The 15467-nt window shown below is 37.6% G+C and carries 10 protein-coding genes; all 10 read left to right on the forward strand.

Going from position 1 to position 15467, the window contains the following annotated elements:
- Positions 1 to 71: 71 nt before the first annotated feature.
- The 10 genes from AC0L8O_RS09720 (at position 72) to AC0L8O_RS09765 (ending at position 15457) form a co-directional block, all read left to right on the forward strand.
- Complete coding sequence (locus tag AC0L8O_RS09720) at positions 72 to 176, forward strand: ketoacyl-synthetase C-terminal extension domain-containing protein (protein ID WP_473448805.1); 105 nt, start codon at positions 72 to 74, stop codon at positions 174 to 176.
- Between the two features lie 16 nt (positions 177 to 192).
- A complete protein-coding gene (locus AC0L8O_RS09725) occupies positions 193 to 5934 on the forward strand; it encodes an amino acid adenylation domain-containing protein (RefSeq protein ID WP_473447685.1) in 5742 nt (1913 codons plus the stop codon).
- Between the two features lie 15 nt (positions 5935 to 5949).
- Complete coding sequence (locus AC0L8O_RS09730; protein WP_473447687.1) at positions 5950 to 6780, forward strand: hypothetical protein; 831 nt, start codon at positions 5950 to 5952, stop codon at positions 6778 to 6780.
- Between the two features lie 25 nt (positions 6781 to 6805).
- Positions 6806 to 7561: a thioesterase II family protein gene (locus tag AC0L8O_RS09735; RefSeq protein ID WP_473447689.1), complete on the forward strand. Its 756-nt coding sequence runs from the start codon at positions 6806 to 6808 to the stop codon at positions 7559 to 7561.
- 177 nt (positions 7562 to 7738) lie between these two features.
- Positions 7739 to 9064 (forward strand): MFS transporter, encoded by a 1326-nt coding sequence (locus tag AC0L8O_RS09740; protein ID WP_473447691.1) that lies wholly within the window; start codon positions 7739 to 7741, stop codon positions 9062 to 9064.
- Between the two features lie 45 nt (positions 9065 to 9109).
- Positions 9110 to 11464 carry an ABC transporter permease gene (locus tag AC0L8O_RS09745; RefSeq protein WP_473447693.1) on the forward strand — a complete coding sequence of 785 codons (2355 nt, stop codon included), beginning with the start codon at positions 9110 to 9112 and terminating at the stop codon, positions 11462 to 11464.
- Positions 11465 to 11651: 187 nt separating this feature from the next.
- Positions 11652 to 12419: an ABC transporter ATP-binding protein gene (locus tag AC0L8O_RS09750; RefSeq protein WP_473448807.1), complete on the forward strand. Its 768-nt coding sequence runs from the start codon at positions 11652 to 11654 to the stop codon at positions 12417 to 12419.
- Between the two features lie 160 nt (positions 12420 to 12579).
- Positions 12580 to 13260, forward strand: coding sequence for a 4'-phosphopantetheinyl transferase family protein (locus AC0L8O_RS09755; RefSeq protein ID WP_473447696.1), 681 nt, complete (start codon positions 12580 to 12582; stop codon positions 13258 to 13260).
- Positions 13261 to 13418: 158 nt separating this feature from the next.
- Complete coding sequence (pdhA, locus tag AC0L8O_RS09760) at positions 13419 to 14474, forward strand: pyruvate dehydrogenase (acetyl-transferring) E1 component subunit alpha (protein WP_473448810.1); 1056 nt, start codon at positions 13419 to 13421, stop codon at positions 14472 to 14474.
- Positions 14474 to 15457: an alpha-ketoacid dehydrogenase subunit beta gene (locus AC0L8O_RS09765; RefSeq protein WP_473448812.1), complete on the forward strand. Its 984-nt coding sequence runs from the start codon at positions 14474 to 14476 to the stop codon at positions 15455 to 15457. Before pdhA ends, AC0L8O_RS09765 begins: the two co-directional genes overlap by 1 nt.
- Positions 15458 to 15467: the final 10 nt, after the last annotated feature.

The following is a 15467-nucleotide window of genomic DNA, read 5'->3' on the forward strand; positions in this document are numbered from 1 at the left end:
CGTTGATTCATTTCAATCAGCCAAATGAAAAGCTGGATCTCGCTAACAGTCCATTTTATATCAATACAGAAGTGAAGAATCTGAAAAATTATCATGGAAAACTGAGAGCAGCAGTAAGCTCCTTTGGTATCGGTGGAACCAATGCACATGTTGTCTTAGAAGAGGCACCAAAATAAGGAGGTAAGAAAAAACATGCGAAAAGAGAGGCTATCATATATTTTACCTTTCTCAGCTAAAAGCACGGAGGCATTAGATAATACCTCTTCAAAGGTTATCCGTTATTTAAATGAGCATAATGAGGTCGATCTAGCGGATGCCTCCTGGACCCTTCAAAAAGGAAGAAGAGTTTTTGACTATAGAAAAGCAATTGTTGCCCGCAGAAATGACATGGAAGTTGATACCTTCCATGTCTGCTCTGGCACTGTCGGAGCTGGAAAAGGTAAACAGAATCTTGTTTTGGTACTACCCGGTGTACTGGATGTTAATGAGATCTGGAAGAAAGAGGAGACAGAGGGCAGTCATTATCCTGTAATAAAAAGCTATGAACGTGCAGTAGCACAAGTTTTAGAAATGCTCCCGATCAAAACGGCAGAAAAAATTAGGTCAGGTCAAGAAGATAGCTGTTACAGAGCATTTATCAGTGGTTATGCCAGCGTGAAGATGATGTTGGATCTTGGTATTCGGCCTACTGCTTTGGCAGGAGAAGGAATTGCGGAGCTTGGAGCTTATGTATCTGCAGGTGCGGTAAGTATGAAAGATGCCCTCGATATCATTCGAAAATATGGCCAGCTTTCCAGTTACGAAGAAGTGTATGAAAAATACGATGTAAGAAACAAACAAATACCGGTTATTAGAAAAGCTGGTAAAAAAGCAAAACAGCATATTGATGAAGCATTAGTCATTAAGCTTGGAAGCTCTAAACTGGAAAATAGGATTACAAAACGCTGTATGCCTGATGTCAGTCCGGAAAATGTAATCTGTCTGATTGAAAACCCTGCTGAGGAATTTAGTAACAATGTATATCATCTTATTGGAAAATTATGGTGCAGAGGTTTAACGATTGATTGGAACAGGGTTAATGCAGAAACTTCATTAAAAAGAGTTGTATTGCCTACATATGTATTCGATAAAAAGGAATTTGACAGCGACGTTTTATTTGGAGGACGAAATTTCTCCTCTGAACACAAGCTGACAGAATCTGTGCCCGGGAATGAAGAAGAAGTGCGTGATCCTTCGGAGGTTTTGAGAGAGCTCTGGGAAGAAGCACTTGGAATGACGGAAATTAAAAAAGCAGATGATTTCTTTGAAAATGGAGGAGATTCTCTAAGTGCGATCAGGCTATCCTCTAAAATCAAGGAGACGTTGAAAGTCGATTTTCCATTGTCCGAAGTATTTAATCATTCCACATTAGGAAAAATGGAAAAATATATTTATGCTCATTTAAAACAAAAATCAGAGGATATTATCGAGAAGCTGGGAGTGCAGGAATATTATGAAGCATCCTCTGCTCAGAAGCGAATGTATGCAGTGAATGAATTGATTGAGGATGCGATTCCGTATAATTTCGCCGCGGTATATAACGTAACCGGTAGAATCGATAAGGAAAAAATCCAATATTGCTTTACTAAACTCGTCCAGAGACATGAAGCGTTTAGAACGAGATTTGATCTGATTGACGGAGAAGTGGTTCAGTTCATCGAAGATAAAGTGGATTTCACCGTGAAATTTCAAACGATTGAGAAAGAGAATCTGGATGAAGCCATTCAGGAAAATATTCTAGCTTTTGACTTGGGAGAAGCACCATTACTACGAGTAGCCTTTATAAGTATAAACGAAGAAGAACATGTAATGGTTTTGGATATGCATCATATTATTTCAGACCAAAGCTCCCTTGATGTGCTCCTAAAAGAAATTGCTTTGATTTATCAAGAGGAAGAATTACCACATTTGGACATTCAGTATAAAGATTTTGCCAAATGGCAGAATGACTTTTTCCGAAGTGGAAAAGTGAAAAAACAGCTGGATTACTGGAAAAAGGAATTTGAAGGCGGTATCCCCGTTCTTGATCTCTATACCGATTATGATAGACCAGAGGTTATGAGATTTGATGGCAGGAACGTTCACTTTACATTTGAGGATGACCTCAATAATAGGATTCTTGCTTTTACTAAGGAACTGGGGATTACTCCTTATATGTTTATGATGGCCGCCCTAAATATCTTGCTATGGAAATATACAAACCAAAAAGAGATCGTGATCGGTACGCCAATCGCTGGAAGAAGACATGCTAAGCTGGAATCGATCGTAGGAATGTTTGTCAATACGCTTGCGATTAAAAGTAATCTTGATGAAAATGCAACAATAACAGACTATCTGCGATATACGAAAGAAAAACTGGTGCGTAGCTATGATAACCAGGACTGTCAGTTTGATCATTTGGTGGAAGAACTGGGAATTCCTAAGAACGTATCGAGAAATCCCTTATTCGATATTCTCTTTAATTATATCAATATGGGTACGGACGAGGTAGAAATTGAAGGGCTTTCTTTAGCTCCATATAACGATGGGGAAATCGATGCCAAATTTGATATCAGCTTCACCTTGCAAGAAAAAAATCAGACATTTGACTTGGACATTGAGTATTCGAAAGCCTTGTACAAGGAAGAAACCATTAGGTTAATGGGAAATCGTTTAATTTATATCATTTCACAAATGCTGGGGGATGCAAATGTAAGTCTTAAAGAGATTGATATGATGACAGAAGATGAGCGGCAATGGCTTGTTGACACGGTAAATCAGACTGCAACTGATTTTCCAGCAGATAAAACCGCATTAAGTCTTTTTGAAACGTGTGTAAGAGATCATCCGGATGCCATTGCCATTGAGTGGCTGGAGGAAACGATTTCATACAGCCAGTTAAATAACATGGCAAACCAGTTAGCGAAGAAGCTGACAGAGAAAAATATCGGATATCAGGATAAAGTGGCAATCCTTTTGGAACGCGGGTTTATGCAGATGGTAAGTATGTTGGGCATTATGAAGCTTGGTGCAGTATATGTTCCGATTGATCCAAAGTATCCGCAGGAGAGATTGGATTATATTCTGGAAGACAGCAAAAGCAGAGTGGTTGTGACAGATCATTCTCTAATAGAAAAAGTAAGTTCTGATATGGAGAAATTCCTGATTGATGAAGAAAATTTACTAGATAGAGACAATGATACGGGAATTGAATCAGAATATAAACCGAAAACTTTTCATAGTGAAGATCTAATTTATATGATTTATACATCTGGTTCCACAGGTAACCCAAAAGGAACGCTGATCAAACATAAAAATGTCGTACGTGTCGTAAAAAATACAAACTATATTGAAATTGGCAAAAATGACAGAATCATGCAAATATCCAATTATGTATTTGACTGTTCGGTATTTGATATTTATTCTGCTTTGCTGAATGGAGCGACTCTTGTCATCATTCCAAGAGAAACATCTCTTGATATCCCATTACTTGCAGATTTTATTAATAAGAAAAAAATCAGTGCCTTTTGTATCTCGACTGCATTATTCCATATGCTCGTTGACTGGAAGGCAGAGTCTTTAAAGAATGTTCGTAAAATCATCGTGGCGGGAGAACAGCTTTCATTGACCCATGCCCAAAAGACCGTGAACGCAATTGGAAAAGGGAAATTGATCAATGCATATGGTCCAACTGAATCAGCAGTTTTTGCAACCTATTATCCAGTCGATGAAATCGATGATGTGTCAATCGTTCCTATCGGTTATCCTTTGGCCAATACAACGGTGTATGTCGTGGATGAAAAGAAACAATTGGTACCGATTAATGTAGCTGGTGAACTATGTTTGGGCGGGGATGGAATTGGACGTGGTTATCAAAACAGAGAGGACTTGACGGAAGAAAAATTCATTTCACTTGATGCAGCAGACGGAGAAAGAGTGTACTGCACCGGTGACAGGGTGATGTGGAACAGTAATAGAGAACTAGTATTTTTAGGTCGTATGGATTTCCAAATCAAACTGAGAGGATTCAGAGTTGAGCTTGGAGAAGTGGAGAGACAAATAAACAGTATTGATGGAATCAAAAATGCTGTTGTTACGGCTGATAAGGATCATCTTGGAACGTTATATATGTCGGCGTATTATACGATAAAAGATGAACGTCAGAAGGATTCGTATAATGAAAACTATGTAAGGAATGCTTTAAGCAGTAAACTTCCTGAATATATGATTCCTTCTAAATACATGCTTTTAGAAGAATTTCCACTCAATTTTAGTGGAAAGGTTGATCGAAAAGCACTTCCAAAAGCCGAAGAATCAGGTAAAAAAGCTTTGGTAAAAGACGAGCCTAGAACACCATTAGAAAGTGAAATTCTTGAAGCTATGCAAAAGATATTGGATGTAGAGGATTTCGGTATCAAAGATAATTTCTTCCACCGCGGCGGACAGTCAATAAAAGCCATTGCATTAGTTAAGGAATTATTCAGTAAGGGTGTGGAAATCAAAGTCAATGAAATCTTCCAGTATCAAACAGTAGAAAAAATAGCAGCATCCATAGAACCAATAGTGGAAGAAAAGCTTCTATTGATAGAAACAGACAATAAAGTAACAGACGTTACGTTGAGTGATAAACAGATTAATGGATTGGTAAGGTTTATCACTGCAGGTATCGACTGTTTATCAGAAATGATGACAGCCTCTGAACCGAGCGTAATATTTCCTTTATCACCGATTCAAAAAGGACATATGTCAAAGGGATCAGATCACAGTGGATTTATCACAAATATCTCTACCTTAGCTTCGGAAAATAGAATAAGAGACGCCATTGTAAAAGTAATAGTTAAGCATCAGCTACTACATAGTACTCTGGTGAAAGCAAAAGGAGAAAAGAATTGGTGTGAATATGAAGTAGATGGAATTCAAGCGGTCATTGGAAATTATCTAACATTTACTGATATATCCATGTACGCAGAAAGTGTCCGGGAAAAGATCATCCGCAGACTAAGTGATGAAATCATGCTAAAAACGTATTCAGAGAATGAACTTTTGTGGCGTATGTGTGTGCTGAAAGAAAGTGCAAATAAGCATGTGGTAATTTGGGGTGCAGACCATTTAATGTTCGATGGAATGAGCGCAGAGATTATCAAACATGGGATAGAAAAGGAATTGGGTCGGGGCAGTAACGATGAGGATGAACCTAATCGCAGCTATCAAGAATATATAGAAGTGCTAAAGCAAGGTCCGTCAGATATGACTGAGACGGAATTGATAGACAAATTTAATCTGGAAAAATGGAGCGAATTCAACAGCAAGGTAATGGAAGCTCCGAGCGAGGATGCTGCACAGTTAAAAAGAAAAGTTGAACTGGTCATTCCGTTATCAGAAGTGGACCAAGTAGATATTTGGTGGTATGCATTTGATTTAGTATCGGATATTTTAAGAGATTACAAGAAAACAGAAACCATACCTTTTGCATTTCTGGATTATGCAAGAAGCTATCAAGACAAGGATTTTTACAATACCGTAGGAGAATTCCTGGATATTGTACCAGTCATAAGCGCAAATGAAGAAAAAATATATGTAGAATCAGTGATTGAGATGTGCAGGCATCATTCCGTCAATTTTCTCACATTACTTGGGGATGAACGATTTAGATCAGAGTATTCAAAGCTGAATGAGCTGATTGGAAATTATTTTTACACTGATAAAGAATATTGTGACTTTATCCTATATAACTTCCAAGGATTTGTTACGGACGCAGAAAGAGAAGCCTTTGTGCAAAACAATAAAGACAATAATTTGGCGCGGATGACTGTAACAGTAAATTATGACAGTGACAATCTTTATATTGAATTCGAAGATACATTAGGACTTAAGGAAGAAGAAGTTAGAAAATATGCTGAAAAAATCAACGTATAACGGGAGGGAATCATAATGAAAAATAAGTATTTTACTATTTATTTAACCATAACATTTGCTTTTTGCTGGGGTCTTGCATCTTTATTTATGATTTTTAATGATTTCTTTGCAAATATTTTTGGAGATGCTTCATTTACAAATCCAATGGTGATGATCGCACTATATTCTCCATCCATTGCAGGTGTTGTCGTATATGGATTAATGGGTGGATTCCAAGCCATTAAAGATCTTTTTAGTAAGTTTATCCCTAGTAAAAAGGATTTAATCTGGTTCCCAATCGTTATTGGTATGGCTCTTTTGTATTGGGTGAGTGTTCATTATGGTTCCATTGCATTTGGTATTGATGTGCCGGAAAAGACATTGACTTTTAATCAGATGGTGATAGAAGTTGTGAAAAATCTCTTTGAAGAAGCTGGTATTCTTGGTGGTGTGCTTGGATGGATTGGTTTTTTACTGCCATACTTTCAGAAAAAATATAACAGTAATATAAAAGCAGGTCTGCTGACAGGACTTATTTTTGGCATTTATGTATTACCAGGTTTTGTAATTTCCTCTTTTGAAATGGCAGCAATTTTTCCGTTATACGTGATTCAGATTATGATTTTTCACGTATTTGTCAGCTATATGTACAATGCAACAAATGGAAACCTGCTCTATTATGTCATTTTATTCTGGCTGATTTCGTCAGGAGCTAGACTTGAGTTTTATCATTTTAATGCACCAGTTCAACTTTTACAGATTGCATTTTTTGTTCTATCTGTTGTCGCTGTACATTTCATTATGAAAAAGAGAAACATTGAACAGAAGCTTCAAGTTCTACCGGATTATGTTGAAGTTAAAGCGTAAGGATACAGAATAGTTGGGAGATATCATGATGGAATTAAAAACATTTACTAGATTAAGAGAAGGTAGTAAAGGACAACTGATTTGTTTCCCATATCTAGGGGGATATGTGAATTCATTCAATGATATCGTTCATGCAATAACGGAAGATGTTGAAATATGGGTGGCGAATCCGCCTGGACATTTGGGTTCTGAACTTGGATTAATCAGTGATGTGAATGAACTTATCTCAGTTTATTATCAGGATATATCAAAGATTATTCATTCAGGAAGTGTATTTTTCGGACATAGTATGGGTGGCATTGTGGCTTATTTCCTATTAGAAAGAATGATTCACAAACACGATCAAATCCTGCCGAAAAAATTGATTTTATCCGGATCTGCTGCACCTTCCAGATTTGTAAATAAACGATACAGCAAATTAAGTGATGAAGATTTAATTAAACAAATACAAGTATATGGCGGTATGCCGGAGGCTGTTTTGAATAATCAGGAGTTAATGAAAATTATGCTTCCGATATTTCGTTCAGATTATGGGGTCTTAGAAACTTCTGCAAAAGCTGCTTACAAAAAAATTGATATTGAAACACATTTGTTTTGGGGAGAAAACGACAAGGCAGAGAGTATTAGTGCTGCCATGATGTGGAAAGATTATCTGGTTCAGGATTTTAATCTTATCTCGATTAAAGATGCAGAGCATATGTTCATCCATAATAAAGCAGAGGAAATCGTACCACACATCTATCAGATTATGGATTTATATGCAATGAATGTAAAAGATTAGTAGAAAGCAATACATCCCAGGTCGTATTCACGCATCAGACCTGGGAAGCTTAAAAACAGGTGATAGATAATTTATAGTAAAAATGTAAAATTATTTCAAAATGTTCAGACTTGCAAAAAGAAGGCCATATCGAAAAAACATGGAGAAATAAAAACTGTATAGAGGTGATCCTAAATCGTGAACGTAGTAAAAATGGAAGCTGGATTTAACAAATTTCTCATCATTTGGCTAGGGGAACTAATATCAAACATCGGTTCTGGTTTGACAGCATTTGGTCTTGGCGTATATGTGTGGCAGATGACACATTCAGCGATGGATGTCGCAATGGTAGAAATGGCTGCGCTGCTGCCAATGATTTTATTAGCACCTGCTGCAGGGGTCCTTGCAGATCGATTTGATAGACGACTCCTTATGATACTGGGGGATATAGTATCAGGGGTTGGGCTTGTTATTATGCTGGTGCTTATGCTCACAGGGGATATTCAGGTGTGGCAAATCTGTCTTTGTATGGGATTTAGCTCCGTATTTTCAGCATTGTTAGATCCGGCATATAAAGCCACGATTACGGATTTACTAACAGAGGATGAATATACAAAAGCGAGTGGAATGGTTCAAATTGCATCCTCTTCCAAGTTTTTGATTTCACCAGTTATTGCTGGTTTAATTCTGGCAGTATCCAGTATGGAAGTGATTCTTATCATAGACATTCTGACTTTTGTCGTTACGGTTGCCGCAGTCTTTTCCGTAAGAAAATCTCTGGCGGTAAAGTCACAGGATAAGAAAGATATGGATTTTTTCAAGGACCTAAAAGAAGGTTGGCAGATCATTGTCGAATCTAAAGGAGTCATGCTGTTAATTGTACTTGTTTCCCTATTAATGTTTTATATGGGAATTATACAGGTACTGTCAAAACCAATGATCTTATCCATTACCAGTGAGCAAACAACAGGAATTCTGCAGACCGTTGTTGCGTGCGGAATGCTTGTGTCCAGTATCATGATTGGCAGTGGAATCTTAAAGAAAAATTATGTAAATGTTATGGTGGGAAGTTTTATTGTGTCTGGTATTACGATGGCAGGTTTTGGTGCAACAACAAGCATTCCAGTCATTATTATATCAGGATTTTTATTCTTTGCTTCGCTTCCATATGCGACGGCATGTATCGACGTTCTTATAAGAAAATCCATCGATAATGATAAACAAGGTAGAGCGTGGGGCCTTATATCTTTAATTTCACAAATTGGATTTGTCATTGCTTATGTTGTTGCAGGTGTGCTTGCAGATTATGTATTTAATCCGGCACTGGTAGAAGGTGGATTTCTTTCGGAAAGTGTTGGGAAAATTATTGGAACTGGTGAAACAAGAGGAATCGGATTTTTAATCATTATTGCAGGACTTGGTCTCATCATCACTGCACTAATTGTATCTAAATCAAAGAAAATCCGTGAAATGGAAGCCCAAAAGGGAGTAGAAAAAAGTATACAGGCAGAACAATCAATTTAATGATGAGAACATTCGATAAAAGCATGCAGCAGGGAGGATTATATTATGTTTTTGAAAATTGTAAAGAATGATTTCATCAGGAACAAAATTGTCACAACAGCAGTATTTGTATTTATAACAATGGCCGTTATTTTGGCAGCAAGTGCCATTAATAATATTGCAAATCTCATTCAGTCGATGTCTGAACTACAAGAACGAGCAGTACCAGCAGACATCACGCAGATGCATGCAGGAGAATATGACCAGACAGAAATCGATCAATTTACAGAAGAACATTATGAGCATATAGCAATGCAGGAAACGATGACTCTTCTGACTTTGGATGGAAATAATATTCATTTCGGTGATAATCAAACGATGGCTGGAACGGTCCAGGATATCTCATTTGTTGTACAAAATGAGAAATTTGATTTCATTTTGGATCTGGATAATGAAAAGCTGGATATAGAGGAAGGATTCGTTGCAGTTCCCATCTATTTTATGGAACAGTATGACTTAGAAATAGGGGATACGATTAAGGTGATAAGTGGAGAGTACGAGAAATTGTTTGTCATTTCAGATTATGCAAGAGATTATGAAATGAACTCGTCTCTTACTTCTTCGAAACGGTTTGTGATCAATCAGAATGATTATAATGAAATGCTTGAAATCGAGGATATGGAACTGGAATATCTTATCGAATTTAAGTTGAATGAAAATGGGGATTCTTCTGCTGTTCAGACTGCTTATATCGAATCAGGTCTTCCAGCAAATGGACCTACTGTCGGCGGGAAAATATTTCTACTATTTAATGCCATGTCAGACGCTGCAGTCGCAATGGTCATCATACTGATCAGTATTCTGCTGATGATTATTGCTTCGCTCTGTATCAGACTTACGTTTTTGGCAACAATTGATGAAGATATAAGAGAAATCGGTGTAATGAAAGCAATCGGAATATCCAAGAAGGATATAAAAAAGATCTATCTGAACAAATACAGAGTGATGTCAATAGCTGCCGGTATAATAGGCTATCTCATGTCCTTTGCAGTAGTAAATCTATTTAATGGGAATATGAGACTTTATATATCTTCAGATTTATCAGGAGACTTAAAATATATACTATCTCTTATCGCGCCGTTATTTGTCTATTTCATGATTGTGTTTTACTGCAAAAAAGTACTGAAAAGAATCGACAAGATTTCTGCGGTGGAAGCTTTAAGGAAAGATGCTTTGGAGAGCGGAAAGAACAAAACATACAGTTTTCCACTGCTTAAGAACACGTTTTTCAGCACCAATATTTACATGGGAATGAGAGATGTATGGAAACGATTCAAATTATATAGGCTGCTGTTTGTTATTTTTATCGTATGTACATTTATTGTTATCCTTCCTATAAATATTTATAACACCATGAATTCACCGGAATTTTCCACCTACATGGGAATAGGAAAATCCGACTTGCGAATCGATTTACGAAAGACAGATACGATTACAGAAGATTTTCAAAAACTTCAGGACGAACTGAAGAATGATTCAGATATTGAAAAGCATGCTGCCTATATCACAAGCTCCTTTCAGGTCAAAAATACGGAAGGTTCCTGGGACTATATGAATATTGAAACGGGGGATTTTTCCGTATTCCCATTAACCTATTTGGAAGGCAGAGCACCAGAAGCTGAAGGGGAAATTTCACTTTCCTATGCAAATGCGGGAGCAGATGGATTGAACAAGAAAGTGGGAGATGAAGTAGTAGTAAAGGCTGGCGAGACAGAAAAGACATTGAAAGTAACGGGCATTTATCAAGATATTACAAATGGCGGTAAAACAGCAAAGGGTCATACGAGTCTTGGTGTAAATGAAGAGGCTGTTCTTTGGTATATTGTGAGCCTGAATTTGGCTCCTGGTGTTGATAAACTTGAGAAAATGGACTACTACAAGAATGCTTATAGCTCGGCTCAGGTAAATGATATCAGTGAATATACACAGCAGACGCTTGGAAATATCATCGAGCAGATGGGTAACGTAGTGATAGGAGGAATCGCCATCGCGATCATCATAGCTGTCTTAATCACTGCATTATTCCTTCGAATGCTATTATCAAAGGATATGTCTCAGAACGCCATTATGCGAAGTGTCGGATTAACATCAAAGCAAATTAGTCATCAATATATGGCAGGAACAATGATGGTCCTTGTACTGGGAATCATACTTGGCGTACTGTTGTCGAATTTATTAGGGGAGTTTCTGGTAAGTATGGCCATGTCCTCTATGGGAGCGGCAAAAATTGAATTTGTCCATATTATATGGCAGACTTGGCTGCTTTGTCCGTTAGCGCTGATATTATTCGTTGGTTTGACGATCGTTATGTCATGTAAGATAGCCGTAAAAGATGATATATCTGTCGCTTTAAGAGGTTAACAGGACTAAAAAAACTACTAGTAGGAGGCATTTCTGCTAATACAAAAGAAATTTCCTGTGTATCAACACCAGCTGTTTACCCTGAAAAAACACCCAGGATCCTCTGAGGACATAGACTTTGATCTTAATATTTTGCATGGGAGGAATATCGATGAGAAATTTAGTAGAAGCAAAAAGTGGACTATCGATGAGCAATATAGTAGAAGCAAAAAATATGAACAAAAAAGTAGTATTAGGGAAAGATCATGAGCTTCATATTTTGAAGGATGTCAACCTGGATATAGAAGAAGGTGAATTCATATCGGTTATGGGACCGTCCGGAAGCGGGAAATCCACATTGCTCAATAATGTAAGTGGAATGGATCGAATTACTTCCGGCAGTGTGACATTTAACGGCCGTGAAATCGGCAGCATGAAGGAAGAAGAACTGGCACAGCTTCGTTTGAAGAACATGGGATTTATCTTTCAAGATATTAATTTATTGAAAAATTTATCATTGATTGACAATGTGATGTTTCCTGCTCTTGTATCAAAAGAGGCAGATAAAAATGCTGTCTATCAAAAAGCAAAAAAACTGATGGAAATGACGGGAATTGAAAAGCTTGCTGATAATCTAATCACGCAAGGCTCAGGCGGACAGCTGCAGAGAGTTGCAATCTGCAGAGCATTGATCAATGATCCAGATATTCTATTTGGAGACGAACCAACCGGAGCGTTAGATTCCAAATCCTCCGCAGACATTATGGCCATTCTGGCAGAGATTAATAGGAAAGGGACAACAATCATGCTCGTTACGCATGATGCTAAAGTGGCAGCCAAAACGGAAAGAGTATTGTTTATGGTAGATGGAAGTATTGTTGCACAGAAGAAAATGCGTAAATACGATCCAAACCTTGGTGATATTAAGAGAAGAGAAGAAACCATCATGAAGTGGTTAGTGGAAAATGGCTTCTAGTTTTTCGGCTGCATTTGAATAAAGCTCATATGGGAAATTTCGAAAGGGACTCTTAAAGCCGACTAGTTACTTATTTTGAAAGCTTTCTATACAAACCACCTGGCAATCATCATGTTGAATCATTTAAATTGATTCAACATGATGAAGATGGAGAAAATTAATGATATGTAAATATGCAATGAAAATAACCGAACATGTTGATATAGGTGTATCCCAACAACTTGAAAAAATCATTTCTACTGAAAGAAGAGAAAAGATAAAGAAATTCTACTATGAAGAAGATAAAAAACGTTCAATCATGGCAGAAGTCTTACTCCGACATTCTTTGAAGAAAGACTTCGGAATTACGCGTGAACAGGTACAGTTTACTAAGAATCGTTTTGGTAAACCACTGCTAAAAAACGTTGAAAAAATTCATTTTAATTTAGCTCACTCAGGGGATTGGGTTGTGTGTGGAGTTAGCGATGCTCCTATTGGCATTGATGTAGAAATAATGAAAACGAACGATCTAGATGTTGCAAAAGCGTTTTTTACAAGCAGTGAGTATATGGATATAGTAAACCAACCAAAAGAACAACAATTAAACCATTTCTATAAACTATGGACATTGAAAGAAAGTTATGTGAAAGCAGAAGGAAAAGGATTATCTATTCCACTTAATTCATTTAGATTTTGCATTCTTCCAAACGAAATACAAATGCATGAGGGGAATCAAATGTCAAAAAAATATTGTTTTCAGGTATTCAATCTAGATGATTTTCATGTAGGTGCAGTGTGCTCCAATAAGTTATCTGAAGAGGCGATTTCTGTCGTATCTATTGAGAATATGGACATATTTTAATTTAGCTATTTACTATATTAACAAATTATTTTATTAACTTTGGTAATTTTGCTATATAAATCTATCCAAAGAGGAGAGTTAATATGACGATAAATGTTATAGAAAAGGCGTTTTTGAAGCCGGAACCATTGACAGAGCAAAATAATAATGAATTAGGAATGTACCAGGTATTATCTCCAGATGGGAAGACAACTGAATCAATTGAGGGGAAAATTGACCAATCTCTTATGCTCAAAATGTATGAAAATATGCTATTGGCAAGAGCGTTTGATCGAAAGTCAGTTAAATTGCAACGACAAGGGAGAATGGGGACCTATGCACCTTTCGAAGGACAGGAAGCATCCCAAGTTGGAAGTGCCTTAGCTTTATCACCAAGAGATTGGATGTTTCCTACCTATCGCGATCATGCAGCAGCGATCGTTCATGGGCAGGATATGTATCGTGTTTTCTTATATTGGATGGGGCATGTAGAAGGTTCAATCTGTCCAAAAGGAAAACGGATTATGCCCCCTACAGTTCCTATTGCTACTCAAATGGTTCATGCTGTAGGTACTGCTTGGACAAGCAAACTTAAAGATGAACAGGATGTAAGTATTGCGTACTTTGGTGATGGCGCTACTTCAGAAGGAGATTTTCATGAGGCATTGAATTTTGCGGGTATATATAAAACCCCAACCATCTTTTTCTGTCAAAATAACGGTTATGCTATCAGCGTACCTTTTGAAAAACAGTCTTCCTCTAAGACGATAGCCCAACGTGCTGCAGCGTATGATATTAAAGGTGTTCGTGTAGATGGAAATGACGTCTTTGCCGTTTGGTTAACGGTAAAGGACGCTATAGAAAGAGGTCTCAAAGGTGAAGGTCCTACCTTGATTGAAGCAATTACTTTCCGTTATGGAGCTCATACTACAGCAGATGATCCGAAAAAGTATCGTGATCAGGAAGATGTCTCAAAACTTTGGAGGGATCATTACGATCCAATTAATCGTCTTAAAACATTTTTGCATACAAATGGGCTTTGGAGTGAGGAACAGGAGGAGCGATTGTTAAAGCAAATCGACGATCAGATTGATACCCATATACATAAAGCAGAAAGTTATCCTAAAGCTGATCCACTAGATATGTTTAATCATGTATATGCCCAAACGCCATGGTACATTCATGAGCAGCAGGAGGAATTGAAACAAACCTTAAAAAAGGGTGTGAAGAAGTGATGAGCCGAAATTTAACGATGATCCAAGCTATTGTGGAAGCAATGGATCAAAAGCTTGCCCAGGATGACCGGGTGATTCTCTTAGGAGAAGATATTGGAGTAAATGGCGGGGTTTTTCGAGCAACGGAAGGGTTACTTGAGAAATATGGATCAAACAGGGTAGTAGATACGCCTTTGTCTGAGGCTGGAATTATCGGCTCTGCAATAGGAATGGCCCTTAGCGGAATGATTCCTGTGGTTGAAATTCAATTCCTTGCTTTTATTTATCCTGGATTTGAACAGATTGTTTCACATGCTGCTCGAATGAGATATCGAACACGCGGACAGTTTGAAGTGCCTCTCGTTATCCGTACACCATATGGTGCTGGAATAAGAGGACCTGAACTTCACTCAGAAAGTGTAGAAACCTTTTTTGCACATACTCCCGGTTTAAAAGTAGTTGCACCAAGCAATCCATTTGATGCGAAAGGACTTCTCATTTCCGCCATGGAAGATCCAGATCCCATCATCTTTTTGGAACCCACCAAATTGTATCGTGCTTTTAAAGAAGAAGTTCCTGAAGAAATGTATCGAATACCAATTGGTCAAGCGAAAGTCGTGCAAGAAGGAAGCGATTTAACGATCTTTGCGTGGGGTGCTATGGTCAAAGTAGCGTTGAATACTGCGAAAAAGATCGAACAAGAAAAAGGTTGGAAGTGTGAAGTTATCGATCTTCGCACTCTTTATCCACTTGATAAGGACACGATCGTACAATCCATAAAGAAAACAGGTCGTGCAGTAGTTGTTCATGAAGCCCATAAGACAGCTGGATTAGGTGCAGAAATTATTTCACTAATTAACGATGAAGCTCTGTTTCATCTAAAAGCACCAGTTAAGCGGGTAACGGGATTTGATATACCGGTTCCGCAGTTTTCTGTAGAAGATGCCTATTTACCGACGATCGAACGTGTGGAACAAGGGATAAAGGAAACGGTTTTATATTAATACAACGAGC

The organism is Metabacillus sp. KJ11-3 (genome assembly GCF_055808295.1).

Coding starts and splice junctions, on each gene's coding strand:
- AC0L8O_RS09725 (WP_473447685.1), top strand. CDS start 193: ATGCGAAAAGAGAGGCTATCATATATTTTACCTTTCTCAGCTAAAAGC.
- AC0L8O_RS09730 (WP_473447687.1), top strand. CDS start 5,950: ATGAAAAATAAGTATTTTACTATTTATTTAACCATAACATTTGCTTTT.
- AC0L8O_RS09735 (WP_473447689.1), top strand. CDS start 6,806: ATGATGGAATTAAAAACATTTACTAGATTAAGAGAAGGTAGTAAAGGA.
- AC0L8O_RS09745 (WP_473447693.1), top strand. CDS start 9,110: ATGTTTTTGAAAATTGTAAAGAATGATTTCATCAGGAACAAAATTGTC.
- AC0L8O_RS09750 (WP_473448807.1), top strand. CDS start 11,652: ATGAGCAATATAGTAGAAGCAAAAAATATGAACAAAAAAGTAGTATTA.
- AC0L8O_RS09755 (WP_473447696.1), top strand. CDS start 12,580: ATGATATGTAAATATGCAATGAAAATAACCGAACATGTTGATATAGGT.
- pdhA (WP_473448810.1), top strand. CDS start 13,419: ATGTACCAGGTATTATCTCCAGATGGGAAGACAACTGAATCAATTGAG.
- AC0L8O_RS09765 (WP_473448812.1), top strand. CDS start 14,474: ATGAGCCGAAATTTAACGATGATCCAAGCTATTGTGGAAGCAATGGAT.